At 42.1% G+C, this 26687-nt stretch carries 22 protein-coding genes; 7 read left to right on the top strand and 15 right to left on the bottom strand.

Annotated features, from left to right (window positions below; translation table 11 throughout):
• Positions 1-81: 81 nt before the first annotated feature.
• Both ACSLUR_RS17910 and ACSLUR_RS17905 read right to left on the bottom strand, forming a co-directional pair.
• Positions 82-2316, bottom strand: a complete 2235-nt coding sequence (locus tag ACSLUR_RS17910) for a TonB-dependent receptor (RefSeq protein WP_448556666.1) — start codon at positions 2314-2316, stop codon at positions 82-84.
• Between the two features lie 394 nt (positions 2317-2710).
• Positions 2711-4525, bottom strand: coding sequence for a winged helix-turn-helix domain-containing protein (locus tag ACSLUR_RS17905; protein ID WP_448556665.1), 1815 nt, complete (start codon positions 4523-4525; stop codon positions 2711-2713).
• Between the two features lie 131 nt (positions 4526-4656).
• Between ACSLUR_RS17905 and ACSLUR_RS17900 the strand changes: the two genes are divergently transcribed.
• On the top strand, positions 4657-6213 hold the full coding sequence (locus ACSLUR_RS17900; RefSeq protein WP_448556664.1) for an amidohydrolase family protein: 1557 nt from the start codon (positions 4657-4659) through the stop codon (positions 6211-6213).
• A 280-nt stretch (positions 6214-6493) separates the two neighbouring features.
• Here ACSLUR_RS17900 and ACSLUR_RS17895 read toward each other — a convergent pair whose 3' ends face one another.
• Both ACSLUR_RS17895 and ACSLUR_RS17890 read right to left on the bottom strand, forming a co-directional pair.
• Positions 6494-7360, bottom strand: a complete 867-nt coding sequence (locus ACSLUR_RS17895) for an AraC family transcriptional regulator (protein ID WP_448556663.1) — start codon at positions 7358-7360, stop codon at positions 6494-6496.
• Positions 7361-7746: 386 nt separating this feature from the next.
• Positions 7747-9786, bottom strand: a complete 2040-nt coding sequence (locus tag ACSLUR_RS17890) for an alkyl/aryl-sulfatase (protein WP_448556662.1) — start codon at positions 9784-9786, stop codon at positions 7747-7749.
• A 106-nt stretch (positions 9787-9892) separates the two neighbouring features.
• Between ACSLUR_RS17890 and ACSLUR_RS17885 the strand changes: the two genes are divergently transcribed.
• Complete coding sequence (locus ACSLUR_RS17885; protein WP_448556661.1) at positions 9893-10591, top strand: Crp/Fnr family transcriptional regulator; 699 nt, start codon at positions 9893-9895, stop codon at positions 10589-10591.
• Positions 10592-10630: 39 nt separating this feature from the next.
• On the opposite strand, the gene ACSLUR_RS17880 is transcribed toward ACSLUR_RS17885, so the two are convergent.
• Positions 10631-11143 carry a hypothetical protein gene (locus ACSLUR_RS17880; RefSeq protein WP_448556660.1) on the bottom strand — a complete coding sequence of 171 codons (513 nt, stop codon included), beginning with the start codon at positions 11141-11143 and terminating at the stop codon, positions 10631-10633.
• A 92-nt stretch (positions 11144-11235) separates the two neighbouring features.
• Positions 11236-11502, bottom strand: a complete 267-nt coding sequence (locus tag ACSLUR_RS17875) for a hypothetical protein (RefSeq protein WP_116013148.1) — start codon at positions 11500-11502, stop codon at positions 11236-11238.
• Positions 11503-11571: 69 nt separating this feature from the next.
• On the opposite strand from ACSLUR_RS17875, the gene ACSLUR_RS17870 reads away from it, so the two are divergent.
• From ACSLUR_RS17870 to ACSLUR_RS17855, 4 genes are all read left to right on the top strand, one after another.
• Complete coding sequence (locus ACSLUR_RS17870; protein WP_448556659.1) at positions 11572-12000, top strand: VOC family protein; 429 nt, start codon at positions 11572-11574, stop codon at positions 11998-12000.
• 77 nt (positions 12001-12077) lie between these two features.
• Positions 12078-12494 (top strand): DUF1801 domain-containing protein, encoded by a 417-nt coding sequence (locus ACSLUR_RS17865; RefSeq protein WP_448556658.1) that lies wholly within the window; start codon positions 12078-12080, stop codon positions 12492-12494.
• Between the two features lie 226 nt (positions 12495-12720).
• Positions 12721-14967, top strand: coding sequence for a M6 family metalloprotease domain-containing protein (locus tag ACSLUR_RS17860; protein ID WP_448556657.1), 2247 nt, complete (start codon positions 12721-12723; stop codon positions 14965-14967).
• A gap of 210 nt (positions 14968-15177) precedes the next feature.
• On the top strand, positions 15178-15387 hold the full coding sequence (locus ACSLUR_RS17855; RefSeq protein ID WP_448556656.1) for a hypothetical protein: 210 nt from the start codon (positions 15178-15180) through the stop codon (positions 15385-15387).
• Between the two features lie 52 nt (positions 15388-15439).
• Here the strand turns inward: ACSLUR_RS17855 and lapB are convergent, their stop codons facing one another.
• From lapB to gyrA, 8 genes are all read right to left on the bottom strand, one after another.
• Positions 15440-16609 carry a lipopolysaccharide assembly protein LapB gene (gene lapB / locus ACSLUR_RS17850; RefSeq protein WP_448556655.1) on the bottom strand — a complete coding sequence of 390 codons (1170 nt, stop codon included), beginning with the start codon at positions 16607-16609 and terminating at the stop codon, positions 15440-15442.
• A gap of 8 nt (positions 16610-16617) precedes the next feature.
• A complete protein-coding gene (locus tag ACSLUR_RS17845; RefSeq protein ID WP_181901466.1) occupies positions 16618-16848 on the bottom strand; it encodes a lipopolysaccharide assembly protein LapA domain-containing protein in 231 nt (76 codons plus the stop codon).
• 136 nt (positions 16849-16984) lie between these two features.
• The gene (gene ihfB, locus ACSLUR_RS17840; RefSeq protein ID WP_116000013.1) at positions 16985-17272 is read right to left on the bottom strand and encodes an integration host factor subunit beta; all 288 of its coding nucleotides are present in this window, start codon (positions 17270-17272) and stop codon (positions 16985-16987) included.
• A gap of 100 nt (positions 17273-17372) precedes the next feature.
• Positions 17373-19037, bottom strand: coding sequence for a 30S ribosomal protein S1 (gene rpsA, locus ACSLUR_RS17835; protein WP_116000012.1), 1665 nt, complete (start codon positions 19035-19037; stop codon positions 17373-17375).
• An 88-nt stretch (positions 19038-19125) separates the two neighbouring features.
• Positions 19126-19821 carry a (d)CMP kinase gene (gene cmk, locus ACSLUR_RS17830; RefSeq protein WP_448556654.1) on the bottom strand — a complete coding sequence of 232 codons (696 nt, stop codon included), beginning with the start codon at positions 19819-19821 and terminating at the stop codon, positions 19126-19128.
• A 219-nt stretch (positions 19822-20040) separates the two neighbouring features.
• On the bottom strand, positions 20041-21321 hold the full coding sequence (aroA, locus tag ACSLUR_RS17825; protein ID WP_448556653.1) for a 3-phosphoshikimate 1-carboxyvinyltransferase: 1281 nt from the start codon (positions 21319-21321) through the stop codon (positions 20041-20043).
• A gap of 49 nt (positions 21322-21370) precedes the next feature.
• Positions 21371-22462 (bottom strand): 3-phosphoserine/phosphohydroxythreonine transaminase, encoded by a 1092-nt coding sequence (serC, locus tag ACSLUR_RS17820; protein WP_448556652.1) that lies wholly within the window; start codon positions 22460-22462, stop codon positions 21371-21373.
• Between the two features lie 99 nt (positions 22463-22561).
• Positions 22562-25282 carry a DNA topoisomerase (ATP-hydrolyzing) subunit A gene (gene gyrA / locus ACSLUR_RS17815; RefSeq protein WP_448556651.1) on the bottom strand — a complete coding sequence of 907 codons (2721 nt, stop codon included), beginning with the start codon at positions 25280-25282 and terminating at the stop codon, positions 22562-22564.
• Between the two features lie 480 nt (positions 25283-25762).
• Here gyrA and ACSLUR_RS17810 point away from each other — a divergent pair, with 480 nt between their 5' ends.
• Complete coding sequence (locus ACSLUR_RS17810) at positions 25763-26032, top strand: DUF2375 family protein (RefSeq protein WP_448556650.1); 270 nt, start codon at positions 25763-25765, stop codon at positions 26030-26032.
• Between the two features lie 54 nt (positions 26033-26086).
• Here the strand turns inward: ACSLUR_RS17810 and ACSLUR_RS17805 are convergent, their stop codons facing one another.
• A complete protein-coding gene (locus tag ACSLUR_RS17805) occupies positions 26087-26620 on the bottom strand; it encodes an Mpo1 family 2-hydroxy fatty acid dioxygenase (RefSeq protein ID WP_448556649.1) in 534 nt (177 codons plus the stop codon).
• Positions 26621-26687 lie beyond the last annotated feature (67 nt).

The following is a 26687-nucleotide window of genomic DNA, read 5'->3' as shown; positions in this document are numbered from 1 at the left end:
TAACGTTACCGCTAACTGGCTTTACTTTTTTGAGAGCTAATTTCAGATTGTTCTCGCTGTTTTAAGCTCTTAAGCGTGAGCTTAGAATGTTGATGAGTAGCGTAAGCCGAACTCGCTCGCATCGTTACTCATGATCACTAGAATGTAATCACCAGTGTTTAAGCGTGCATCTTCGTAGCGCTCATCAAAAATGTTGCGACCGTAAAGTGAGATATCCCAGTCAGCACCTGCTGGCGCGTACTTAATGTCAAAGTTAACCGTTGTACGACTTTCAATTTCGGTCATACGACGTGCATCTGAAGTTGGCTCACCGTACATTTCGTCACGGTATGAAATGTCCATGCGCGAAGTAATTAGCGCACCGTTTTCAAGCGTAAACTCGTAAGACGGGCTAATTGATGCCGTTAAGTCTGGTGTTAATGGCGCAACTGGCTTAATGCCGTTTTGCTCATCTACATCAACATCCATAAAACCAAAGCTCGTGTGTAGTGTGAAGTTATCAGTTACAGAGTAAGTACTTTCAAATTCAATACCGCGAGAGGTTTGTTCAACAATCAAGTTGTTAGTGTCAAAGCCTGAGTCTGTTGCTGTGTTTACTTGGTATGGTAAATCTTCATACTCAGTATTGAAGAATGCAACGCTCATGCTGAAATCAGGTGTTAGTTGGCCTTTGAAACCCGTTTCGTAGTTAATCGCGCTGATGTTGTCACTTGCTAAGAAGTCGTTGTTCGCTTGAACTGCTGCCGCTGCTTGGTCAAGGTTGTCGAAACCGCCTTCAGCAAAGAACTGACCAATTAAGAAATATGGACGCGCTGGGTACTGGCCTGATTGGTAACCTGTTTGGATGGTACCGTACCAGTTTAAACCATTGTCAAACGTGTAGTTCGCAGCTAATTCCCAAGAGAATTCATCCCAATCGCGCTCAGAGAACACAGTGCCCACAGGGTCGAATACGTTTGCAGACGCTTCTTTTTCGTCTTCTGTGTAACGGATACCACCAGTAACGCGTAATTCATCTGTCCAGTCGTAACCAACGTTCAAGAATACTGCTTTACTTGTTGTTTTTTGGTCTAACTCAAGTTTGGTTGGGCCACCGTTAAAGCTTGCTTCTGAAGCATCTTGACGGTTGCTACCTTCTTCTTCGAACCAGTATAAACCGGTCACGAAATCAACATCGCCAACATAGCCGTTGAATTGTAATTCAACAGACGTTTGGTCTGCTTCACCGCGCTCAGGGAAGTGATCTAGTGCGACAATGGTACCGTCATCATCAAGACCTGCTTTGTACTCAGAAGAACGCTTACTGAAAATTAGTTTAGAGCCTAACTCGTCAGAAATGTTGTAATCAGCAGTTAATGAGAAACCATCAGCTTCATTGCTCACTTCTGACGTTTCAATAGTGCCAGTTGCGTTGTCGTAACGATCAGCGGCTACATCAGAGTTACGCAGACCACTTTGGTAGTAACGGCCGTTTGGTAGTTCATCAATTAATGTAGTGTAAGGACGAGTACCACCTTCACCGTCATTCATATCAGCAGTCAATGTGAATGATAAATCTTCATTTACTGTGTATTTTGCAGAGAAACGACCGTAGTATTCACGATTTTCACCAACATCATACTTAGCATCAGGTAGGTTGATGAACTCACCTAAGCCACCGCGACGGTTGTAACCAAGGTTAAAGTTAATCGCTAAATTGTCGGTAATTGCTTGGTTGGTAAATACGCTTGCTTTAACACGACCACGTGTGCCAACTTCTGAGCTAAATTTGGTGATTGCTTCTTCGTCTGGCTGCTTAGTGATGATGTTAATTGCACCACCAATGGAGTTACGACCGTATAAAGTACCTTGAGGACCACGTAATACTTCGATACGTTCGATGTTTTGAAGGTTCCAGTTTTGACCAACTTGGCGACCTAAGTAAACACCATCAACGTAAACACTTACACCTGGGTCTGTGGTGATCAAGTGATCTTGCAAGCCGATACCACGAATAAACGGGTTAGCAGATGAGTTATGACCTGCAGAGAAGCCAGTAATGTTTAGGTTTGGAACAAATTTACCAACATCGGTGATGTCGCTAATACCTTGAGAGGCTAATGCATCGCCAGAGAAAGCACTGATGGCAATTGGTACTTCATAAATAACCTGAGAGCGTTTGGTCGCTGTCACGGTAATTGATTCAATGTTTGAATCGGTGTCAGCTTCTTCCGCTAGTACAGGAGTAGCAGCAAATCCGGCTACGGCTAATGTAATTGCGGCTGAAATAGGGTTTAAAGTACGACGCAGATTTAATGGCGACTTAGTGGTGTTCATGTTTGTCCTCAATAAAAAAATTGTTGTGTTTTTTCGTGAGGTTTTAACTCTTCCTGTTGAGTACCAACCTTGATGAATGCAGCAACTCAATTCATCAACTCCACTTTATAATTTCAGCTCATAAAAATTATGCGCGCGCAAAACCGCCGACTGCATAAGCAGATGGGCGAGAAATAAATAAAATGAGTTAATTGAAGTGCACAGCATTGCTGCTATTCGATTGGGCGGGCATGATACAACAAAACTTTAGAGACACAAAGCTGAATTTGAAATATTTCTGTCATATATTTGCAATGTGATTGCCCTAACTCGAACTTGTATTCGTAAATTTTCTAGTAAATACAATTGGTTCAATTGTAAATTTATAAACCCGTCTTACCGTCGCACGCAGACATCAATTTGTTTCACACTGCGTATGTTGCCAAATACATCGTTGAATATTACTTAGCTTAACTAACCAGATTTTTTCACTGTTATTCGAGCCAGCAAGTGTTGAATAGCGGTCAATTGAGAACATATTGTCGTTAAAATCAGGCAACCAGCCGTTATTCAGTAACTTGTTGAGCAAATCGACATTGTTAGCATCATCGTCATTTAACGCATTCCAAAGTAGCTGGTGCTCAATACTAAACGTAGATTCTTGCATAGACGCTAGTAGCCGCTCGTAAGCATCTTGGTACAAAAGACTTTTTTCGGTCGCTTTATACAGCCTAGCAAGCAATAAATATTGCCCTCTATTTTCGTGTGTCACCTGCTTGAGTGTGACTATTTCCGGGAAGTGCTTTTTAAATAACGTTAATGCTTTTTCAGCATGATTAAGCTGAACTAATGCGAATAAATAAGGCATCACAAAATGATTTTGCTCAGGCGCTAGTTGATAGCGCTGCTGCAAATAAGCAAGCGCCTCGTTTGGTTTTTGATAATACCAAGCCAGTGATGCCTTTACATAAAGTAAGAAGTGCTGCGGCACACTATTAACGGCATCAAACTGATCAAAAATCTCTTGTGCTAACGCCCCTTGATTTACGCTTAACAAGAACAAAATGTGGCTAAGTTTGTGTGCAGGATATTTTTTTACGTAACTTTCTTGATGTTGTCTGTACCAATTCAAATAATGTGCTGCTCGCGATTGATTCAATGGGTAAAAATCTAGTTCATACAGTGCTTTGTGTTTAAAGTTAGGGGAAATTACAACGCTGCGTTCAAAGTACTTTCGCGCATTAGTTAAATCTCTGTTGTTTAAATAAGCATATGCTAGCCCACGCAGCACAATGGGATCATTCGGTGCAAGCTTAAATGCGCGTTTATGAGCCGCAAGCGCGTCAGCCACCTGATTTTGATTGCGTTTCAGGCGACCATACCAATGCCATGTCATGGCGTCATCTCGGTTTATTGCCAAAGACTGTTCGAACAAGGCTTGGGCTTGGCTGGTGTGGCCTTGCTCAAAATGCTGGCGAGCCACAGAAGCCAAAACTTGTGCATTATTGGGGGCATGAGCAAATGCTTTTTCTAACAAAGGTTGGCACAAGGTGTCTCGTTCAATCTCGGTAACATCACCATATATCGCTAACATTCTATAACTATTACACAACCCGTTAAGCGCTTCGGCATTCTTACTGTCTTGCTCAATGACCTCTAAATAAATTTGTTTCGCTTGGTCTAGTTGTGCGACATCTTGCTGAGAGAGTAAATGGTTAGCTAACGTAAACTGCTCAAAATATTGCGATGCGCCAGCCTCTCTTTTGGGGCTATAGCTCTGAATATTGACGGCGATAAACAATGCAGTTACCACCAACAATGAGCAGATGCCGAGCAACCAGTACTTTTTATGTTGAGAAGTGTTCTCTGAATCAGGGGTTAAGCCTAACGTGCCTGACTCATCGGCATAGACTTCAATCGCGATATCCGGCGCAATTCGATAGCCCTGCCCTGAAATACGCTCAATGTATTGTTGGTGCTGGTCGTCCGCGCTAAGCACTTTACGTAACTGAGCAATACCTTGGTAAACCGAACTATCTGCGACTACACGCTGCGGCCATACTTCTTCAATTAATTCTTCTAACCCAATAGGTTGATATTTGTGTTCAACAAGCACCAGCAGAAGTTGCATTAACTTGGGCGTAATGGAGAGTTTTTGCTCGGTATTCTCGAGCGTTAGTTGATTTAACCGTGGTGAAACACGCCAATTCCCAAGCTGAAACGATTCCATTGATGACCACTTAAACAACTGAATAGTATTGTTTTTTAATTATTTTAGAAAAATTTTAGACAATTATTATAGATAACTTAGATACAGAATTCTCTCCTTTATTAAGGTCATACCTTTAACAGGAGAATTTCATGAAAAAACAAGTTTTAGGTTATGCGGTATTAGCGTGTTTTTATTGCTCAGCTTTTTCTAGCTCAGTTAGCGCTGCTTCAACTCATATGAGCTCAGCCAGTTTGGCTGACGTTGATTTGGTAATTGAAGGTACAACAATAGTTTCACCTATTGATAAGCATCAAATAAGTGTCAAACCCAATCATTGGGTTGCAATTGAAGGAAATCGCATTAGCCAAATAGGTAGTTTAACAAAGCCGCCAAAAGCAAAATTAGTGATTGATGGTAGTGATCAATACCTTATCCCGGGGTTAACCGATAGCCATGTGCACTTAAAAACCATGCCGGGGATAGATTTTTTGGATGCCAATGCTGCGCATATGCAGTCCGCTTTTCTTGCCAGACAAGGTACTAATTATTTGTATTATGGCGTTACGCAAGTTATCGACCCGTCAAATACTAAAGACGGTATTAAGCGGTTTCATGAAAGTGGTTTAACACCCGATGCGTTTTTCTGTGGTGCTATGCCTGTGTTTAATGGCTATAACGCTCAAGGCATTCCTCATAAACATCTGCATCATGAACGTCCTTACTACCTAGCCCAAGACACAGATCCTAAAACGACCGAAGCGATAACTCATGCGCATCAAGCCAAACAAAGCTTGTTAAGATTAAAAAACGACGGTGCTGTGTGTGCAAAAGTGTATATTGAAAACGGCTTTGATTTGGCTAACAACATACCAATGGTAAGTGAAGCGACATTAAATGAGCTTACACAGTACGCAAAATCGCTCAACTTACCAACCATGGCACATGCCAATGCAACCGATATGCAGGATATTGCGGCAAACGCCGAGATTTCAGTGATGGGACATGGACTATGGAATTGGTTAGAAGAGCAAAAGTTATCAACTGAAGCAGCGCTTCCCCCTAAAGTTAGCGGTGTTCTTACCAAAATTCTTAACCACGATATCGCCTATCAGCCGACGTTAAATGTTATCCGATCTTTAACCGATCTAATGGTTGAAGACCATATCGACCGAAGTGAATACAAAACCGTATTACCTCTGTGGCAAATAGCTTGGTATCAATCAAACGCAGGCCAATGGTTTAATGTTGAAATGCACAAAGACTGGGGCAAGCCACCTGTCGAACTGATCATCGAGCGATTCAGTGCAAAGCAAATTAATGGCCAGAGAGTCCTCAAGTATTTATATGACCATGACGCTACTATTTTGCTGGGGTCTGATACACCGCCGGCACCGACTTTTGCCTCTCAACCAGGGCTAGCAACCAATTGGGAATTGGCCGATATGCACAAGGCAGGTGTTGAGTTAAAAGGTATTTTGGCGGCTGCGACGATCAATAATGCCAACCTTTATAATTTGTCGCAGGATTATGGCACCGTTGAAAAAGGCAAACGTGCAAACCTATTGCTGTTAAACAGTAATCCGCTAAAAACTATTAACGCCTACGACGATATCGATAAGATTATTCTCAGAGGACAAGTGTTCGATCGAGACGATCTGCATATTAATAAGCTTGAACAAGGCGCCCCTGCTGACAAGTCCCCTTAATAATCATGCCGCCAAGCTGTGTTATATAAAGTAATTCCACTTGGTAACGCACATAAAAAACTAAGAACCACTTTATCAAGTGGCTCTTAGTTGGCCATGAGATGATTGACCTAAAGTAAATTGAGGCTAATTAAAACAAAGTAATTTAAGGCTCAACAATATTAAACGACAAAAAAGACAGAAAGATATTTTTGAGCTTTTTTAACAAAATTAGCTATCTCTCGCTTGGCGAACCGCGCAGTTACTTCGTGATATACGAGAAAACACGCTAAGCATTACGCTAGAGAATCGGCAAATAAACATCCGTCGTCATTTCATGCTCAGCAACTTCTGGAAAAAAACTCACTCTCTCAAGAAAAATAGGGAAATCACGCAGTTCATATTCAGATGCTTCAAACCAATTAGCGTATAAATAATCAATGGCGGTTCCTAACGTATCTTCAGATCCTACATGCCGTATTTTCGCACATTTCCCAGCAGGTATTTCCTTGCCGACCACGCCTTGTTCATTGGCTTGAATGTCAGTGTCTACTTGGCAGCAAACATCAAATCTATAAGCTTCGGGAGGCGTAATTCGTGAGTCGTCATAAACTAAATTAAAAGTTTTACTCTTGCTTGGCGGCAGTCTATTAAGCTTTCGCCATTCGATAAAGCGCTGAATAGTTGCCCCCAATAAATTTGGCGAACCACGATGCTCTATTGCAGCAATCTTAGTTTTGGGGAAATCGACAATATCTACTTGAAATGCTTGTTGATTTTTCACAATTTTATTCCTTAGCGTTAATATAGGTTCATATTGAGTTTGCCAAAGATCCCAACTAGGCGCTTTCCTAAACTGGGACGGGCGCATATCAAAGTGCTTTTTGAACGCCCGAGAAAATGCTTCATGACTCTCATAGCCATTCGCCAACGCAACATCTAACACATTCTTATCATCGCGATAAGCCAATTGATAAGCGGCTCGTTTTAATCGTAATAGCCGAGCAAGCGATATCACCGACATGCCAAAATATGCAGAACACTGTCGATGAAAGTGAAATTTCGACAAATGTACCAAATGGCAAAGCTTATCGATATTGATATCGGTATCAAGATTTGCTTCGATATAGCGCACGACTTCAATAAAACGATGTTGATGGTTAGACATAGTACTTTTCTCTCTTTAACGCTGACATACTAAATCTCGCTGGCAAGTAATTCTTGACCGAAATTGCGCTTTACCAAGTTTATACGCGCTATTTTTTAGGGGCAAACAGCTTGAAGCCAAATGACGCGATAACATACTTATTTCCATATAAAAAATACAGAGATAAGTTGTAAAAGCGACAAGTAACCTGAGGTGGGAAGGCATCTGTATTGAAAGGGGTATGTATTAAAAATGCTTTGGCTAACTAAAAAATTAGAGCTGAAATTATCAACTCTAATTTATAAGCATTAACTAACCAAATGTTATTGAAATGTTGGGTTAATGGTTAAATAAAGGTTTCACCTTTAATCTAGAACCAGCAGCCTAGAACTGGCAACCTAGAACCGTTATGGTTCAACAATATCAAAGGCGTCTTTTTGCTTGTCGAGCATAGCTAAAAAGCCCACTAAATCTATGGTACTGCCTTTAATTGCCAAGTCGTCTGACCCCGCTAAATCTAACAAGCTAGCTTCGCCCAAGACAATGTCCATAAACAGCGAATGACTAATGCTAATTTGCGTGTTTACCTCGAATTCTAGCGCCTCTTGCCCATCATAAGGGCGATGATGCAATACCGAGTTTTCAAGCCACAGCACATGCTTTTCGTTGCGATCGGTAAGTTCGAAAACAAAGCTTAGTTCTTCACCTTGTGCATCTTCAGCATTTAATGTCGCTGCCATCGCATCAAAAAATCTGGGCACAGGTGCATGTTCAAGCAAGTCTCGCATCATGGATAAACTGATAACATTTGTGCTTTTACCTTGGGTAAGTTCCTGTGCAGCACTTAAATACGAGTCTCGCCAAGGTGCTGATTCTGCTTGATATGCCAGCTGACGATAAGCTTGTGCCAACATTGTTTTTGCCTCAGCACTGCCTTGATCGAACACCAAGTGATTAAGCAACTCTGCAGCCCAGCGATATTCGCCATTGTCTATCGCTGTTTGGCTTAATTTGAGTACTGCTTCCTCGCCCCCCATCGCCGCAATATATTTTTGTGCATTTGCTTTGGGTGGCAGCGGATTTAGGTTGGCTGGGTTGCCATCGTACCATCCGTAATAAGCCTGATAGACAGCCTTGGCGTTATGGCTAACCGTGCCATAGTAGCCTCGATTAGAAAATGATTGCGCAAGCGATGGTGGCAAAGCTAATTCTTCAGCAATTTCACTTGGGGTGTAACCCTTATAGCTTAAGCGCAGCGTTTGATCGTGAATAAACTTGTAAATATCTCGCTGACCACGCAAAAATTGGTCGATTGCCTCACTACCCCAAATGGGCCAATGATGGCTGCCAAAATACACTTCCGCATGACCAAACAACCTGCGCGCATCTTCAATATGATTACTCCAAGAAAGCGCATCTCTCACTTTCGCACCGCGCAATGTATACAGGTTGTGCATTTGACGAGAGACTAATTCTGCGCCTGCAAACGCTTTGTGTTGAGGTAAATAGAAAGTAAGCTCTGCGGGCGCTTCCGAGTTTGGCGTGTATTGAAATTGAAATTCAACCCCATCAATCGTTATTGTTTGCCCAGTTTGGTCGATTAACTGATTCGGCGGAACCACGCCCATGCGCCCAAATACAGAGCCTTTACCTAGGCCAGAATCGACTTTACCCGTTGCACTTTTCGCTAAGTTACGACCATACATATAACCCGCACGACGCGCCATGGTAACACCAGCAAGAATATTCTCTGATGTCGCTTCCGCCATAAAATGTTTAGGCGCGATCACAGGAACGTTTGGCTCTTGTTCCGGATTGATAATTGCCAGTGCTCCGCCAAAGTGATCAATATGGCTATGGGTAAGAATTAAGCCCGTGACTTTTATCTCACCAAGGTGTTTTTGCGCCATTGTCATCGCCGCTTGTGCAGACTCAAAGGCGGTTAGCGGGTCGACAATAATCCAACCAGTATGCCCTTTGATCAGCGACATATTGGCAATATCATAGCCGCGAATTTGGTAAATCCCTTCAGTGACTCGGTAAAGCCCGTGCATACCGTTGAGTTTGGCCTGCCGCCATAAACTAGGATTAACTGAATCTGGCGCTTCCCCATTCACAAAATCATAGTCGCTTGCTTGCCAAAGTACTTCACCACTGTCGCTTTTGATTATTAACTGCGGATCTCGGGCAATTAAACCACGTTCTGCTTGCTTAAAATCAGTCACATCGTCAAAAGGTAAACTTTCAAGTACTGCTTCGTTATGCTTTTGGGTATACGAGCTTGCAGCTTGCTCGTCAGTGCCAGAGCTATCGCAGCCACTCGCTAGTGACGCAAGTAACAGTGCGATAGGAAAGAATGCCGCAGGAAATAATCTCTTACGCATTGAAGGCATTGCCTCAACAGTTCGCCAATTTGGGATAAATTCAATTGCCTTTCGCTTTATCATGCTTATTCCTAGTAAATTTTGCAGGTAATCCAAGATATGTGACTTGTTATAGCAGGCATACTGACTTATAAATGTTAACTAGTTTACATTTATATAACGTGATCAAATGGCGAACCTTAAAGCTAGAAACAGGCCTGATGAGCAGCTCATGATGGGCTCCCTGCCTGAGCGCACCTTAAATCAGCTTGCGTCAGTGCAATTGCGACAATGCTTTAGTGATGGTGAAGTGATTCATCAACGTGGTGAAAGCGGAAGTGGACTGAGCATTATACTTTCTGGTGCAGTTAAAATGGGTAACTATGGTCGAGATGGCCGATATTTTCTTAGCAAACTACTGTTTCCTGGGGAAAGCTTTGGCGAGTTTGTCGTTTTTGCGAATCTTCCTCGAACCCATACGGCAGAGGCTGTAGGCGAAACAGAGCTGGGTTACATTTCCTCGGAAAAGCTTAATAAGGCTCTGCAGCAATCCCCCACCATTGCCTACGATTTGCTGGTGTCTCTGTCTACGCGACTGCATCAAAGCTTAGAAGCAATTGATGACCTTAAACGCCTGCCGCTAGCAGCAAGGCTGGCTAAGTTATTACTGATTGTGGCCAGCGAAACCAATAACACTAATGCCGTTGCGATATCGCAAGAGCAAATTGCCGCACAACTGGGTGTTAGTCGAATATCTGTTTCCAAAAGTCTTAAGCATTTAACCGAGCTAGGATTTGTTCAACCTGGTTACCAAATCGTAAATATTTTAAACGCTAAAAGCTTAGCTAAGTGGCTTGAACAGCAAAGTCAAACGTTGTCGCTGTCCTAAAGCGCCCCAGTAGCAAGTCGAATAATTAATAGTGCGTAACTACTCTTGCGACTTTTCAGCAAACTCTTTAACTCTTCGCAAATAACGAATTAAACGCGCTTCTTCACGATTAATTGGCTCTGCGCCAATATAGGTGGATTCACGCTCAAGTTGTTGTTGAGTCTCTATATTCTGCTTAAACAGTGCTAGTTCAGATTCGGACAACTGTTGCCAAACACCATTGCGATCGGAGGCTTGCCCACACTTTCTAGGCAAGGATTCAAGTACTAAAATGGAGCCAAGTGAGTAGTATTTATTATCATAAATGCAGCCGAGAATTTTGCCGCGATCCATTACTAAGTGCCAAGGGAAGTTATTATCACTTAAATTTACGCCATCTTCTGACTCAACAAATTCTGTTGCCAATGAGGTATTACAATAACTGCTAACCCATAAGGCGAATAACACTGGTTTTAAATTGCCAAAGCGAAAGTTGATAATGGAGCGGGCAGAAGAAGCAGAAATATAGTAGTTTAAACGGCTTTTAAAATCACAGTTTAACAAATTCAACACAGTCGTCCTTAACAGTTTGATAATCAATCAGTTTGCTATTGTAGATAGCTTTGCGCTTAGATAGCAATTAGTCATTATTTTTTCAGTGTGATTTACACTTCATTGATAACCACTTCGACTGCTAGCTCCATACCATCAACCGTCCACCGCTTGGCCAGTTGATTATGTATCACTCGTGCGATTAGCTCTTTGGTGGAATTATCACTGTAGGTAACAATCATAGTGCACATATGATTGTGCTCTTGCTTAAAATTGGGAATATCAACCGTCACTGGTTCAACCGTTTTCAGATTGGGAGCGCGCCTTTTATGCCAGTCTCGAGCAAGTATTTTAAAGGTATAGTTCAGGTTATCAGGCATTCGTTTCTATACTTAATATCAATTGAAATACACTAAATTAGTGCCGTTAATTATGGTTTCGGAGCTGCTATGAACGCCAGTCTAACCCATATCGCCTTGCATGTGGCAAACTTAGAAGCCTGTATTGATTTTTATCAGCGTTACGCTGGACTTAGCATAGTGCGTGATCGTCGACCACATGGGCCAGACGGCAAGCGCATTGTTTGGTTAGCAGAACCAAGCAAGGCCAATGAGTTTATTATTGTGGTGCTGCCCGGTGGACCGGAAAAAGCCCAACAGGAAAACGATTTTTCTCACTTAGGTTTTGCCCTAGCCAGCAAAGCAGAAGTCGATAGCATTGCCGAGCAAGCCAGCGAAGAAGGCATTCTAGTGTGGCCGTGCAAACAAGAGCCCTACCCTGTTGGCTACTATTGCGGCATAAAAGACCCTGATGGCAATTTTGTTGAGTTTAGTTATGGCCAGCCACTCGGCCCCGGCGCCAAACAGGAAAATTTATAGCAGTTACTTGCAGCAATAAAGGAAACAATGATGGCAACAATACAGGCAGCAATATTAGACATAACAGGTAACGATAAATGACATTAAAAACGCAAGAAAATGATGCGGATGTTAAAACCTTTATAGAAAGTGTTGGACACCCTCAAAAAGTTACCGACGGCTTAGCGCTACTTGAATTGATGACAATGCTGACGGGCAAGCCTGCCAAAATGTGGGGCAATAGTATTGTCGGCTTTGGCAAATATACCTATCAAAATACCAGTGCCGGCGGAACATGGCCGATAACTGGCTTTTCGCCACGTAAAACAGCACTCAGTGTTTATATAATGCCGGGCTTTGATGAGTTTTCAGAAGAACTTGCACGCCTAGGTAAACATAAACTGGGCAAGTCTTGTTTATATATCAATAAGCTGGCAGACATTGACCCCGATGTACTCAAAACCATTATCAGAAAATCTATCCGAATGATGGAGCAGCGCTACCCGTGCGAATAGCAGCCTATGCTTAGGTTTATGCTCAGGTTTACTAACGCGCCCTCAATCTAAAAAATGTTAAACATCGGTTATACGACTACAATGGTAAATGTGCTGTGCAACTCGGCAAACCCTAATGTCATATATTGATTTATTACTCTAGAAAATAACAGTCGTTGGAGAGTCCATATTTAACAAAATCTAAGTTTGCCACTATTTATTAGATGACACTTTCAGGGAGATTGTTATGAGTCTAATTAAAGGTGAAGTTTTAGTTTTTCCTCAACGCAATGATTCAGATGTGTCGCTTATTGTTAACGGCGACGAATTTTATGCACGCTATACCACCCTCGACGGTTACACAACCGTTTATGACGAACAGCTCGGCCTGTTTTGCTATGCGCAAGTCCATCAAGGTACGTTTACCTCATCCCGTCGACCGATAAGAAAGCAACCGTTAGAAAATATGCAACGGCAGTTACATGAAGCTGCAGAGGTTCAACAAGAAAAACACAATGTCAGGTTAACTCAAATACGACCTATCGAAAATGATCTAACATTCCAAACTTTTGGCCCTAAGCAAGGGCTATTAACAGGCCGTCAGGTAAATACGGGCAATGTTCGAGGGTTAACTATATTAGTTGAATTTAAGGATGAAACGACTCAAATAACAGGTGATCAAGTCGATGCGATGTTAAATGACCTTAACTTCTCTGCGCATGGTAACTTCTGCTCAGTACGTCGATATTATCAGCTAATGTCTTCTAATAAGCTTGATTACACTAACGATGTCATCGGCCCAATCAAGCTCAGTAAAAACAAATCTTTTTATGTCAATAATCTGTTAGTACAAGAAGCATTGAATTTGGCGATTATGGATCATGGCGTAGATTTATCAAACTATGATTCTCGTGGCGATGGCATCGTCGACGCGCTAAGTTTTATGTATGCTGGCCGCACAGAATACCGGAATTGGTTATGGCCTCATAATTCGGTCATCCACTTACAACAAGATAATACCCGTACGCACTTCTATACGATTCAAAGTTTAGGACGACGCGCCGTCGATTTAAGCATAGGCACATTTGCCCATGAAAGCGGCCATATGCTATGTCGATTTCCCGATTTATATGACTATGGCAGCCGAGATGGTGACAATCGTAACAGCAGTGGTTTAGGTCGCTATTGCATGATGAGCTCAGGCAACCACCTTGGTCGCGGTAAAGTTCCAGCGCCAATTTGCGCCTACTTACGTTATTTAACCGGTTGGATAGATACTGAAATAGATCTTGCCTCACCGGGTGAATACCAAATTAGCCATGGCGAATATAACAAAGCGTATATTTATCATACTGAGCACGATAACGAGTTTTTCTTGGTGGAAAACCGCCAAAACTTAGACCTAGATCGCCATCTACCTTCCAAAGGCTTAGCGGTTTACCACTGTGATCGCAATGGCTCAAATGAATGGCAAGACGGCACCGAAAGTCGCCATTATCAATGCGCTTTATTGCAAGCGGATGGGCGACGTGATCTAGAACGTAATGAAGATGCAGGTGATGCCGACGATCTTTACGATACCAATATGGATGGTGAGTTTCTGTCGGCCAAAACCAATCCTTCAACGCTGCAATGGGATGGCACTGAATCTGGGCTAGTAATCTCCGATATTCAACTGTTAGCGAGAGAAATAAAAATCCGAACTGGCGCTCAAATTATTCCGACTGGTGAAACGGTAATGTTTAAGCACAAGTCGAACCCTGACTTGCTAATACCAGATAATAACAAAGCTGGTATTATCGACGCTATCACCGTCCCTAAGCGAGGAAAACTTATTTCTGTACAGCTCAGCATTAATATTTCTCATACCTATCGTGGTGATTTAGAAGTAGAGCTGAAATCTCCTGCGGGTACATCTGTCATGCTACACAGCGGTCAAGGTGGTCAATTAGATAACCTAAACCTTTTACTTAACTCTAACGATAGCAACTCGCCACTGGCAGTTTTTAAGCAAGAAGCAGTTCAAGGGCAATGGCAACTCACTGTTCGGGATTTACTGGCAGACGATCAAGGGCGGCTCGATGACTGGACATTGGAAATAGCATATAAACCGACAGAGCAAACCATCAAGGTAGAAAATAAACCGAATCTGGCAATACCAGATAATAGCCGTGTAGGAATTCAAGATGTCATTAGTATTGACGCTCAGGGCGAGATTGCAGGCGTTTCTGTTGCTGTCGATATCAACCATAGCTATCGTGGCGATCTGATGATCCAGCTTGTTGCGCCATCTGGTGAGATTGTCGTATTGAAAAATGTCGAAAGTGACGCTCGATCCAATGTCAAGTTTATCTATACTCCAGAGTCAACGCCAACACTTAACAACCTAATAGGTAGCGAAATTAAAGGCGATTGGATATTACAAGTACGTGATTTATGGTCTGAAGATCAAGGTATATTGAACACTTGGTCGCTAGAGATTAAATATGAATAAGGTAAACTGTTGATTGCTTGGTAACTGCGGTTATATGGATTTAGGACTAGTCAAAAGCAATAAATCACCGCTTATTATAAAGTTATCTATACCTTCGTCGCTTACAGTATTACTCCAGATAAGCGACGAACTAATTCATAACTGAGCAGTCCTAATAGCAAAGAAAAGTTACTAACCAAAATATTTTTAACATCGCATCTTAGGATAACTATGTCGAAAATCACTATTACCTTAATGTTAACGCTTCTAACCCTTGGTTGTAGTAATAAACAGCTTTATGAGCTTGGCCAAGGTTACCAAAAAAGTGAGTGCATTAATAACGCCCAATCAGGCGATGAATATCAGGCTTGTCATCAGGCAAAAAAGCCTTACCAAGAATATAAAAAAGAACGAAAATCGATTATAGATAAAAAAGCTTGAACAAAGGCTGCTTCAAGATAAGCTGATGTTCACGAATAAAATTGGACATCAACTACTCGCCTTCTAGGCCTCTAACAGGCTTCAGTTGCTCCCAATCATGGCATGATGGACACGACCAATAGTGTGTGCTGCTGTTAAAGCCACAAGAGCGACAACTGTATCTTGGACGCATCTTTAAGTAGGCGGAGACAAGCTCCTTGATCACATCCAAACTTTCACTTTGATTTTCAGACGGTTCATTGGCAAGTTGTAACTTAACGAAATGCTTAAAACCTCGAATGGTAGGTCTGCGCTTTAAGCCAGCCAATAAAAACTCCACGGCTTTATCCGCGCCATATTTCGTTGACAGAAACTCTAGGTATTTAATCAATGTGCTCGTCGTGCCAGTTTCATCGTACACTTGCTTAATAAAGCTGTAGAAAGCTTCTTCATCATCCAATGCTTGATAGCAGCTATGCATTTTTTCGATAACTTCAGGGAAAAAGTCTTTGTCTTGCTTATAAATAGCACGATAACACTTAGCAGCTTGCTCGTATTGCTTATGCTCTTCATAAACACCGGCTAAATGCCAATTAGCACGACATGATTTAGCATCGCACACCAATGCCTGCTCTAATAACTCAATAACCGCGATAAACTCACCTTGTTTTTGTGCCTCAAGTGCTTGTTCGCAATAGAAGTTAGCTAGGTTATGAAGCAGTTGTTTGTCTTTGAGTTTAAAAATAGTTTTTTTAAGCGCAATGCCCTGCTGCCAATCCTTAGTAGATTGGTAAATTTGCATTAAATAACCTAAAGACTTTAACTGATAGGGTTTTGCCTTGAGCAACTTATGAAACATATGCTCAGCACGGTCGTACAAACCTGCTGTTAAAAAATCTTTCGCTAGTTCAAATATGGCTTGCTGTTTTGCTTTGGTTGGCAAATTGCCATTACGTACTAGATGTTCGTGTACTTTAAGTGCTCGGTCGAGCTCGCCGCGCTTGCGAAAAAGGTTTGCCATCGCAAAATGCGCTTCAACGGTATCGTCTTCTACTTTGAGCGCTTCAATCAAATAATCGATAGCTTTATCTTGCTGATTCGATAATAGGTAATTCAAACCTGTTGAGTATTTAATGGATAAATCTTGCTTAGCATTTTGATCTTTTTGCTTAATGCTATTGCGCCCCATAAACCATCCATATCCCATGGCAACAGGCAACAATAGAAACAACAACTCAAGCATAGGTTTTCTTAGCCTTTATTTTGTTTACGCTTGAGTGGCTTAAGCAAATTAATAAGAAACATAAATACCAAGCCAAAAAGAAACCCTAAGCCAGCAAATATACTTACCGCCATTGCGACCGGCATCGTTGCCTTAGCAATGAAATAGTTTAACGTGATTAGCTGATCATTTTGACTACCAAAAGCGAAAGCGACTAGCAGCAATACAACCAGTACAAAAATGGTGAAATATAACTTCAAACTAACATCCAATGATTATTGTCCAATTCAACGTAATGAAAATACCATTAAATCAATCAGAATTGGGAAATATTTAAAAATCAAAGACAAAAAAAACGGCATGCCAAAGCATGCCGTTTTTTATAATTTTTCGCAACTAAGCAAAGGAAGCATTTACGCGTTCACGTAATTCTTTACCCGGCTTAAAGTGCGGTACATATTTACCGGAAAGCTCTACTGCTTCACCAGTCTTAGGGTTACGACCAGTACGTGGTGCACGATAGTGTAGAGAAAAACTACCAAACCCTCGAATCTCAATACGCTCTCCTTTCGATAAAGATTGCGCCATCAATTCCAGAATTTCTTTGATAGCAGATTCAACATCTTTAGCTGGAATGTGAGTTAAACTTTCCGCTAATTTTTCAATGAGTTCTGACTTGGTCATTAGACCTCCCAGTTGTCATTCAGCATCACGCTAATGCAGTTAACAATCAAGGAGGTGGCTAGTAAATAGCAACACCTCCTCACCTTAAGCGCTAAAGCAATTAACCTTTAGCGTTTTTGAATGCTTCTGCCATAGCGTTAGTGAAACCAGCATCGTCTGCTTGGTTCAAGTTGTCCATCGCTTGACGCTCTTCAGCTTGATCTTTCGCTTTGATAGATAAGCTAATTGTGCGGTTCTTACGATCAACACCCATGAACTTAGTTTCAACTTCGTCGCCTACTGATAATTCAGTTGTTGCATCTTCGATGCGGTCACGAGAAATGTCAGAAACACGTAGGTAGCCTTCAACACCTTCAGCTAATTCAATCTTAGCGCCTTTAGCGTCAACTTCAACTACTTTACCAGTTACAATAGCACCTTTTTTGTTATCTGTCAGATACATATTGAACGGATCGTCTTCAGCTTGCTTAACACCTAGAGAGATACGCTCACGCTCTGGGTCAACCTGAAGTACAACAGCAGTGATTTCGTCACCTTTCTTGTATTCGCGAACAGCTTCTTCACCGCCGTTCCATGAAATGTCAGATAAGTGAACAAGACCGTCGATGCCACCGTCAAGACCGATGAAGATACCGAAGTCAGTGATTGACTTGATCTTACCAGTAACTTTGTCACCTTTGTTGAAGTTCTTAGCGAACTCTTCCCAAGGGTTTGGTACACATTGCTTAAGACCTAGAGAAATACGACGACGTTCTTCGTCAATTTCTAATACTAGTACTTCAACTGTGTCACCTAAGTTAACAACTTTAGATGGGTGGATGTTTTTGTTTGTCCAATCCATTTCAGAAACGTGAACAAGACCTTCAACGCCTTCTTGGATTTCAACGAAACAACCGTAGTCAGTTAAGTTAGTTACGCGGCCAGAAAGCTTAGAACCTTCTGGGTAACGGTTAGCAATTGCTACCCATGGATCTTCGCCTAACTGCTTCATACCTAGAGATACACGTGTACGCTCACGGTCGAACTTAAGAACTTTAACTTGAATCTCGTCACCAACGTTAACGATTTCGCTTGGGTGCTTAACACGCTTCCAAGCCATGTCAGTGATGTGAAGAAGACCGTCGATACCGCCTAAGTCTACGAATGCACCGTAGTCTGTAAGGTTCTTAACGATACCTTTAACTTCTTGACCTTCTTGTAGTGATTCTAGTAACTCGTCACGTTCTACGCTGCTTTCTGATTCGATAACAGCACGACGAGAAACAACAACGTTATTACGCTTCTGATCAAGCTTAATAACTTTAAATTCTAGGTCTTTACCTTCTAGGTGAGCTGTATCGCGAACTGGGCGAACGTCAACTAGAGAACCTGGTAAGAATGCACGAATGTTGCTTACTTCAACAGTGAAACCACCTTTAACTTTACCGTTGATAACACCGATAACAGTTTCTTTTTCTTCGTAAGCTTTTTCAAGCACTTGCCATGCTTCGTGGCGTTTTGCTTTTTCACGAGAAAGTACAGTTTCACCGAAACCGTCATCTGTCGCATCTAAAGCAACGTCAACTTCTGAACCTACTTCAATTTCTACTTCACCAGCAGAGTTTTTGAATTGGTCGATAGAAATTACTGACTCAGACTTAAGACCAGCGTCAACAATAACGTTGTCTTTTTCGATTTTTACAACAGTACCCTTGATAATTGAACCAGGGCGCGTTTCGATCTCTTTTAAACTTTCTTCAAAAAGTTGTGCAAAATTTTCAGTCATACCTGTATATGAACTCGTATAAATAATCCAATCAACATCAGTGTTTCATGGGGTTGTTAAAAATACTTTGTGTATCCGTACCCAAAGTTTAAATGGTTTCCGTTTGCGTTAATTTTTCATTGGTAAATGAAAGGATTTTGCTGACCACTTCATCAATAGAAAGTTCAGTAGAATCAATAATTAACGCACCTTCTGCTGGAACAAGCGGAGCGACCGCACGGTTCTGATCTCGCTCGTCACGTTGACGTATGTCATCCAAAAGGCGCCCGATTTTAACATCAAAGCCCTTTTCCTTCAACTGCTTAAATCGTCGCTCGGCACGTTCTTCCGCACTTGCCGTCAGGAATACTTTTACTGGTGCATCAGTAAATACCACTGTACCCATATCGCGACCATCAGCCACTAAACCCGGCTCAACGCGAAATGCACGTTGACGTCGTAGTAAGGCTTCGCGAATACGTGGAAATGCCGCCACTTTTGACGCTAACGCGCCAACTTCTTCGGTGCGAATGCTATTAGAGACATCTTCACCTTCGAGAATGACTTTGCTTTCGCCATCTTCGGTAATTTCAAATTGCACATCTAAATGTGCCGCAATAGGAATTAGCGGCTCTTCTTCTTCAACTTCAATGTTGTGATGCAGCAAAGCCACAGCTAACACGCGGTAAATCGCGCCACTGTCTAAAAGTTGCCAGCCCAATTGGTTTGCTACTAATCGTGAAACAGTGCCTTTACCAGCACCGCTTGGGCCATCAATCGTGATTACGGGAATGCTTTCTTGCATACATTTTATCTCCTAATGTCGCAAATCGGGCGCATTATACGGGAATTAATAGCGAAAATCGTTCAAAAATTTGTTTTTTAATATTTCTTGGATAACGCTAATGCGCGGATTTATTTTTTAGCTTTACTTAGAAGGCTTGTTGCCTGACTAGTTCAACTTTTATTTTGCTTAACCTGCTAAAGTTGATCTACGTCAAAGGCAACAAGTGAACTGAAATGGTTAGCTGGAAACTTGCGCTAACTTATCAAAGTAATCAGGGAAGGTTTTCGCCGTACACTTAGGATCGTTAATTGTCACTGGGGTGTCACTTAGCGCCACCAGCGAGAAACACATCGCGACGCGGTGATCGTTGTAGGTATCAATAGCAGCGTGTGTTAGCGACTCCGGCGGCGTGACTGAGATGTAATCTTCACCCTCTTCTACTACTGCGCCTACTTTACGTAGCTCAGTCGCCATTGCCGATAAACGATCGGTTTCTTTGACTCGCCAGTTATAGATATTGCGAATACTCGTCGTACCTTTGGCAAATAAAGCAGCTGTTGCGATTGTCATTGCCGCATCTGGAATGTGGTTCATGTCCATATCAACTGCCATTAACGGTTTGCCTTTAACCGTGATGGACTCTTCCTGCCAAATCACTTCAGCACCCATTTTTTCGAGCACATCAGCAAAGTGCTTGTCACCTTGAACACTTGAGGTGCCTACACCATGTACGGTAATTTCTCCGCCTTTAATCGCACCCGCCGCTAAAAAATAAGAAGCAGACGATGCGTCACCTTCGACCATGTAGCGTTCACGTGCTTGATAGCTTTGCTGACCTTTGACAATGAATGATTGATAGTTTTGATTTTCAACGTCAACACCGAATTTGGCCATAATATCAAGCGTGATATCAATGTAAGGTTTAGACACTAACTCACCTTCAATTTCGATATTTGTATCAGTTGGTAATAACGGTGCAATCATCAGAATTGCCGTTAAGAACTGACTTGAAATTGAACCGTCAATGGTTACACGATCGCCACCTAGGGTTTTACCTTTGATTTTTAATGGCGGGTAATTTGTGTTTTCTAGATATTCAATATCGGCATTTAATTGGTTGAGTGAATCAACTAAGTGGCCAATTGGGCGCTCTTTCATGCGCGGCTCACCCGTTAATACGAATTCACCTTCACTCGCCGCTAATGCTGCACATAGTGGACGCATCGCCGTGCCCGCGTTACCTAGGTATAGCTCAAGTGGCGCTTCCGCTTTGAAAAAGCCACCGTTACCAGCCACGATGCATTCAGTGCCGCAATCGCTTAATTGGTATTCAATGCCTAAGCTCGTGAGTGCATTGAGCATATGCTCAATATCTTCACTCACTAATAAGTTAGTAATCTTCGTCGTGCCTTTGGCCAAAGCGGCAATCAATAAGGCACGGTTTGAAAGACTCTTAGAGCCCGGTAAAAATACTTCACCGTCAATTTTGTTGATCGGTTGTAGTGTTAATTGTTCCACTATAGAACTTCCTTCAATCTCTTTAATCACTTTGATTTAGTGACTCTATTTACTTCAATTTATTACGGTCAGCGAAATCCGCCATAAAGTCTACTAATGCTTTTGCGCCTGCCAATGGCATGGCGTTATAAATACTGGCGCGCATACCGCCAACACTGCGATGGCCCTTTAGTGCCAATAAACCCGCTTGCTCAGCCTCTGCTAGGAAAGCATCATTTAGCGATTCATCTGCTAACCAAAATGGCACATTCATTAACGAGCGATACTGGCTATCAATGTTATTAACATAAAAGTCGTTGCTATCAATATAGTCGTAAAGTAAAGCAGCTTTTTCTTTATTTACTTGCTCGATAGCTGCAACACCGCCAAGCTCAGTTAGCCACTCAAATACCAAGCCTGCTAAATACCAGGCAAAGGTTGGTGGTGTGTTATACATTGAATCATTGTTAGCAGCGAATTCGTAATTAAACACAGATGGCGTGGTTAATCTGGCGTTACCTAATAGGTCTTCACGCACAATAACAATAGTTAGACCGGACGGGCCAATATTTTTTTGCGCACCAGCGTAAATCAAACCAAAGCGACTAACATCGATTTCGCGCGACATGATTGTTGACGACATATCGGCGATCAACGGAATATCTCCTGTTTCTGGAATATCGAAGATTTCAATGCCATCAACCGTTTCGTTCGGGCAGTAATGCACGTAAGCTGCGTCTTTAGACAATACCCAATCAGCTGGCGCTAGCACCGTTTGACTGTCTTCTGTCTTAGTGACAACTTCAATGGTATTAATTTCACCGTAATTAGCGGCTTCTTTGGCTGCAGCTTTTGACCAAGAGCCTGAAATCACGTAATCCGCTTTTCCGCCCTCAGGTAGTAAATTATGTGGCACCGCAGAAAATTGACCACGACCACCACCATGCATAAATAGCACTTTATAGTTAGTAGGAATGTTCATTAGTGATCTGAGGTCAGCTTCAGCCTTGGCAGCAAGCTGCATAAAAACTTTACTACGATGGCTGAGCTCCATCACCGAGCAACCATTGTCTTGCCAATTGATAAATTCAGCTTGTGCCTTTGCCATAACTGGCGTTGGTAACATCGCTGGTCCTGCACAAAAATTATAGGTTGCAGACATCTCAACACTTCCTTCTAACTGTTTTAACTATCATTTTATTTAGCGAAAAAAAATGGGCGGATAAACCGCCCATTTTTCCTTTATCTTATACCTTGGGCGTTAGGCGTCGGGATCGCTATACGACTCGCCATCGAGGTTTTCAGCTGCAGAAGCATCAGACGAAGGCGATGTTTCACCGTCGCTTACAACCACTTCACCTTCAACAATGTCGCCGTCAACTAACTCTTCGGTTTCGATTTCATCTATACGCTGAAGTGCCACTACGTGCTCATCTTCTGCAGTACGAATTAATCGAACACCTTGTGTGTTACGGCCAATCACACTCACTTCATTAACGCGTGTACGTACTAGTGTGCCGCTGTCAGTGATCATCATGATTTCATCGTTATCTTCAACTTGAACGGCGCCAACCACTTTACCGTTACGCTCACTCACTTTGATTGATACAACACCTTTGGTTGCACGGCTCTTCGCCGGGTATTCAGCTAGCTCTGTACGCTTACCGTAACCATTTTCAGTAACGGTTAAGACCGCGCCACCATTTTTCGGCACGATAAGTGATACCACTTTTTGACCATCTTCAAGGTTAATACCACGAACACCCGTCGCGGTACGACCCATAGGACGAAGCGCTAACAGCTCTTCACCAGTTTCTGGATCGCGTTTAACTTCACCAGTTTCGCTATCGCGCTGTTTCTCGTTAAAGCGAACTACTTTACCTTCGTCAGAGAACAACATGATATCGTTTGAACCATCAGTGATATCAACACCAATCAGCGTATCATCATCACGTAGGTTCAAGGCAATAATACCGTTAGCACGTTGGTTAGAGTATGCCGTTAATGGCGTTTTCTTCACCGTACCAGACGCAGTCGCCATAATAATGTATTTATCTTCTTCGTATTCACGTACCGGTAAAATAGCCGTGATACGCTCGTCGCTCTCAAGTGGCAATAAGTTAACAATTGGACGACCACGAGCCGTACGACTCGCCAGTGGCAATTGATAAACCTTCAACCAGTAAAGTTTACCGCGGTTTGAGAAACACAAAATAGTATCGTGGGTATTAGCCACTAATAAGCGCTCGATGAAATCTTCTTCTTTCATCTTAGTAGCCGCTTTACCTTTACCGCCACGGCGCTGTGCTTCGTAATCTGTCAGTGCTTGATACTTCACATAGCCTTCGTGAGAAAGCGTTACAACAACGTCTTCTTCGTTAATCAAGTCTTCAAGTGAAATATCATGAGAAGCACTGGTAATTTCTGTGCGGCGCTCATCACCAAACTCATCGCGAATCGCTTCTAGCTCTTCTTTGATCACTTCCATCAAACGCGCTGGCGAGTTAAGAATGTGCAGTAGTTCAGCAATTAAGTCTAATAACTCTTTGTACTCGTTTAGAATCTTTTCGTGTTCCATACCAGAAAGCTTGTACAACTGTAAATCTACAATTGCTTTCGCCTGCTCTGGTGTTAGGTAGTAAAGACCATCGCGAATACCGTATTGCGGCTCTAACCACTCAGGGCGAGCTGCATCTGAGCCAGCTGCTTCAAGCATGCCAGCAACATTACCTAATGCCCAGCCTTGCGAAACTAGTTTTTCTTCAGCTTCTCTGCGGTTAGCTGAGCTTTTCACCAACTCAATGACTGGGTCGATGTTAGCAAGTGCAATTGATAAGCCTTCTAAAATATGGGCTCTATCACGTGCTTTGCGTAATTCGAAAATCGTACGGCGAGTAACTACTTCACGGCGATGAAGTAAGAATGCTTCAAGCATTTCTTTTAGGTTAAATAGTTTCGGCTGGCCGTCAGTTAACGCCACCATATTTAAACCAAAAGACACTTGCATTTGGGTTAGCTTGTACAAATTGTTTAGAACAACCTCACCCACGTCACCACGCTTAACTTCGATGACCATACGCATACCGTCTTTATCAGACTCATCACGCAGTGCTGAAATACCTTCCAAGCGTTTTTCTTTAACCAGCTCGGCCATTTTTTCAATCAAACGCGCTTTGTTAACTTGGTAAGGTAATTCGTGAACTACAATAGTTTCTTTACCTGACTTATCGTCAACTTCAATTTCAGCGCGAGCGCGGATCTTTATTTTACCGCGACCGGTTTTGTACGCTTCAATAATACCCGCTTTACCACTGATAATGCCCGCGGTTGGGAAATCAGGGCCAGGGATGTATTCAAGCAAGTCATCAATCGTTAGCTCACTGTTATCAATTAAGGCTAAACAACCGTTAATGACTTCAGTTAAGTTGTGCGGCGGAATATTCGTCGCCATACCAACGGCAATACCTGAGGTACCATTCACTAACAAGTTAGGAATGCGGGTTGGCATGACTTCTGGAATTTGCTCAGTGCCATCGTAGTTAGGCACAAAATCAACGGTTTCTTTCTCTAAGTCAGCAAGAATAGAATGCGAGATTTTATTCATGCGAATTTCGGTGTAACGCATTGCCGCCGCTGAATCACCATCAACTGAACCAAAGTTACCTTGGCCGTCTACTAGCATGTAGCGCATTGAGAAGTCTTGCGCCAAACGAACGATTGTGTCGTATACCGCAGTGTCACCGTGTGGGTGGTATTTACCGATTACATCACCAACAACACGTGCTGATTTTTTGTAAGGTTTGTTCCAATCATTACCCAGTACGTTCATGGCGTATAGTACGCGTCTGTGCACAGGCTTTAGACCGTCGCGTACATCAGGTAACGCACGGCCCACGATTACACTCATCGCGTAATCGAGGTAAGAGCTTTTCAGCTCGTCTTCAATATTGACTGGGAGAATTTCTTTTGCCAGATCGGACATAAATCGATGGTATCCCTATTTAATACAGAAATTTTCGAAATTATTATTTTAATTTAAGGCCAGCATACTACCACAAAAAAAGGGGATGCCATAACGCTTTGTAGCGGTTAGTTTTGCATATTAAAGCCAGCAATTTCAAGCTTTGCCGAGCATGTCAAACATGAGCCAATAAGCAATTGATAACTAAGCGATAAATTAAATTATCTAGAAGCCAAGTTAAGACTTAATATTGACTAAAATACTAACTTCGTCATTAATCGCTCAGTTATTAATCAAACTCTACAATTAATCGATTTAATAGATGCAAAATCAAATTAAGCAACAAGGTGTTATAACCCTCTGGTTTTTCTTCTAGCAAGGACTGACATTCTCTGCTCCATCTATACCTACTACATTTCGATTACAAATTAGTACAGTCTGAAAAAGACACACACCGATGAACGGGTGTAATATGAGATTAGTTTTTAATCAGGAGAAGTGATGACTGATTCCGTGTCTGACAATAAGCAGCTAGTGACCGTATTGTATTTAGACAATAATGACGTTCAACTTAAGCATCATTATGGTCGTTACCCTCGCCGTGACAATGGGCGAGTTGTATTACCCAACGATTTTAAACAAAACAAACAAATTCTTGCGGTGTGTAAAGGTATGGTTACCGTATTAAGTGGACTAGGTGATCGTATTGGCAGCGAGAACTTCACATCAAATGATAACAGCACAATCCATGAGATGACGGCAAGCCACTAATCGTGCTTGCCTGTCATCTTTCAAATTATGCTACATGATCAAGCAGCTTTTTAATCAAACCGCTTTGGCTTGCTCAAACAACTTACGCTTCTCAACGGCCTTTTGATGAACTTCATCCGCCATTTCCTTATTTAGGCCAAGCGCAAAATACAATTCGGCAATTAAAAATAATGGACCGATCAGCAGCTGATTAATGTCGTCTATAAAAGCAGGTTTAGCTCGCTCATAGGCGTGGCCAATAAATTGAATCACCCAACCAATGAAAAAGACGCCCAATGCAATAAGCACTGGTTGCCCCATATCGACCACTAACTGTGTACTAATCACTAAAGGTCCAAAGAGCAATGCAATCATCAAGGCTAGCGGCACATGCAATGCAAAATAGTATAGCAATACAACAAGTGCGGCGACGATAGCTAAGCCTATAACTATTTCATGCCCGAAAATTGTGACCTCAAAACTCAACGTATTTAACAATAAGGCTATCGACCATATGATCATCGGGACGCCAACAATATGGCTTTTGATATTGTTCTTGTTTAAATGAACACTTTTATAATTGGCTAATTGTTCTATAACGCTCTTCATAATAATTTTGCTCTGTTAATGCTGTTTATTGTTGTTATTTTTTAATTATTGTTCGATTTAATATCGA

Source organism: Thalassotalea montiporae (assembly GCF_053485855.1).
Note: the sequence above shows the minus strand (reverse complement) of the source record. Positions and strands in the feature narration are given on the sequence as shown.

Excerpts from the sequence above, each read along its gene's own strand:
- ACSLUR_RS17900 (WP_448556664.1), top strand. The coding sequence starts at position 4,657 with ATGAAAAAACAAGTTTTAGGTTATGCGGTATTAGCGTGTTTTTATTGC.
- cmk (WP_448556654.1), bottom strand. The coding sequence starts at position 19,821 with ATGCAAGAAAGCATTCCCGTAATCACGATTGATGGCCCAAGCGGTGCT.
- ACSLUR_RS17860 (WP_448556657.1), top strand. The coding sequence starts at position 12,721 with ATGAGTCTAATTAAAGGTGAAGTTTTAGTTTTTCCTCAACGCAATGAT.
- rpsA (WP_116000012.1), bottom strand. The coding sequence starts at position 19,037 with ATGACTGAAAATTTTGCACAACTTTTTGAAGAAAGTTTAAAAGAGATC.
- ACSLUR_RS17865 (WP_448556658.1), top strand. The coding sequence starts at position 12,078 with ATGACATTAAAAACGCAAGAAAATGATGCGGATGTTAAAACCTTTATA.
- ihfB (WP_116000013.1), bottom strand. The coding sequence starts at position 17,272 with ATGACCAAGTCAGAACTCATTGAAAAATTAGCGGAAAGTTTAACTCAC.
- ACSLUR_RS17875 (WP_116013148.1), bottom strand. The coding sequence starts at position 11,502 with ATGCCTGATAACCTGAACTATACCTTTAAAATACTTGCTCGAGACTGG.
- ACSLUR_RS17905 (WP_448556665.1), bottom strand. The coding sequence starts at position 4,525 with ATGGAATCGTTTCAGCTTGGGAATTGGCGTGTTTCACCACGGTTAAAT.
- lapB (WP_448556655.1), bottom strand. The coding sequence starts at position 16,609 with ATGCTTGAGTTGTTGTTTCTATTGTTGCCTGTTGCCATGGGATATGGA.
- ACSLUR_RS17885 (WP_448556661.1), top strand. The coding sequence starts at position 9,893 with ATGGCGAACCTTAAAGCTAGAAACAGGCCTGATGAGCAGCTCATGATG.
- serC (WP_448556652.1), bottom strand. The coding sequence starts at position 22,462 with ATGTCTGCAACCTATAATTTTTGTGCAGGACCAGCGATGTTACCAACG.
- ACSLUR_RS17890 (WP_448556662.1), bottom strand. The coding sequence starts at position 9,786 with ATGATAAAGCGAAAGGCAATTGAATTTATCCCAAATTGGCGAACTGTT.
- ACSLUR_RS17870 (WP_448556659.1), top strand. The coding sequence starts at position 11,572 with ATGAACGCCAGTCTAACCCATATCGCCTTGCATGTGGCAAACTTAGAA.
- ACSLUR_RS17855 (WP_448556656.1), top strand. The coding sequence starts at position 15,178 with ATGTCGAAAATCACTATTACCTTAATGTTAACGCTTCTAACCCTTGGT.
- ACSLUR_RS17805 (WP_448556649.1), bottom strand. The coding sequence starts at position 26,620 with ATGAAGAGCGTTATAGAACAATTAGCCAATTATAAAAGTGTTCATTTA.
- gyrA (WP_448556651.1), bottom strand. The coding sequence starts at position 25,282 with ATGTCCGATCTGGCAAAAGAAATTCTCCCAGTCAATATTGAAGACGAG.
- ACSLUR_RS17810 (WP_448556650.1), top strand. The coding sequence starts at position 25,763 with ATGACTGATTCCGTGTCTGACAATAAGCAGCTAGTGACCGTATTGTAT.
- ACSLUR_RS17910 (WP_448556666.1), bottom strand. The coding sequence starts at position 2,316 with ATGAACACCACTAAGTCGCCATTAAATCTGCGTCGTACTTTAAACCCT.
- ACSLUR_RS17895 (WP_448556663.1), bottom strand. The coding sequence starts at position 7,360 with ATGTCTAACCATCAACATCGTTTTATTGAAGTCGTGCGCTATATCGAA.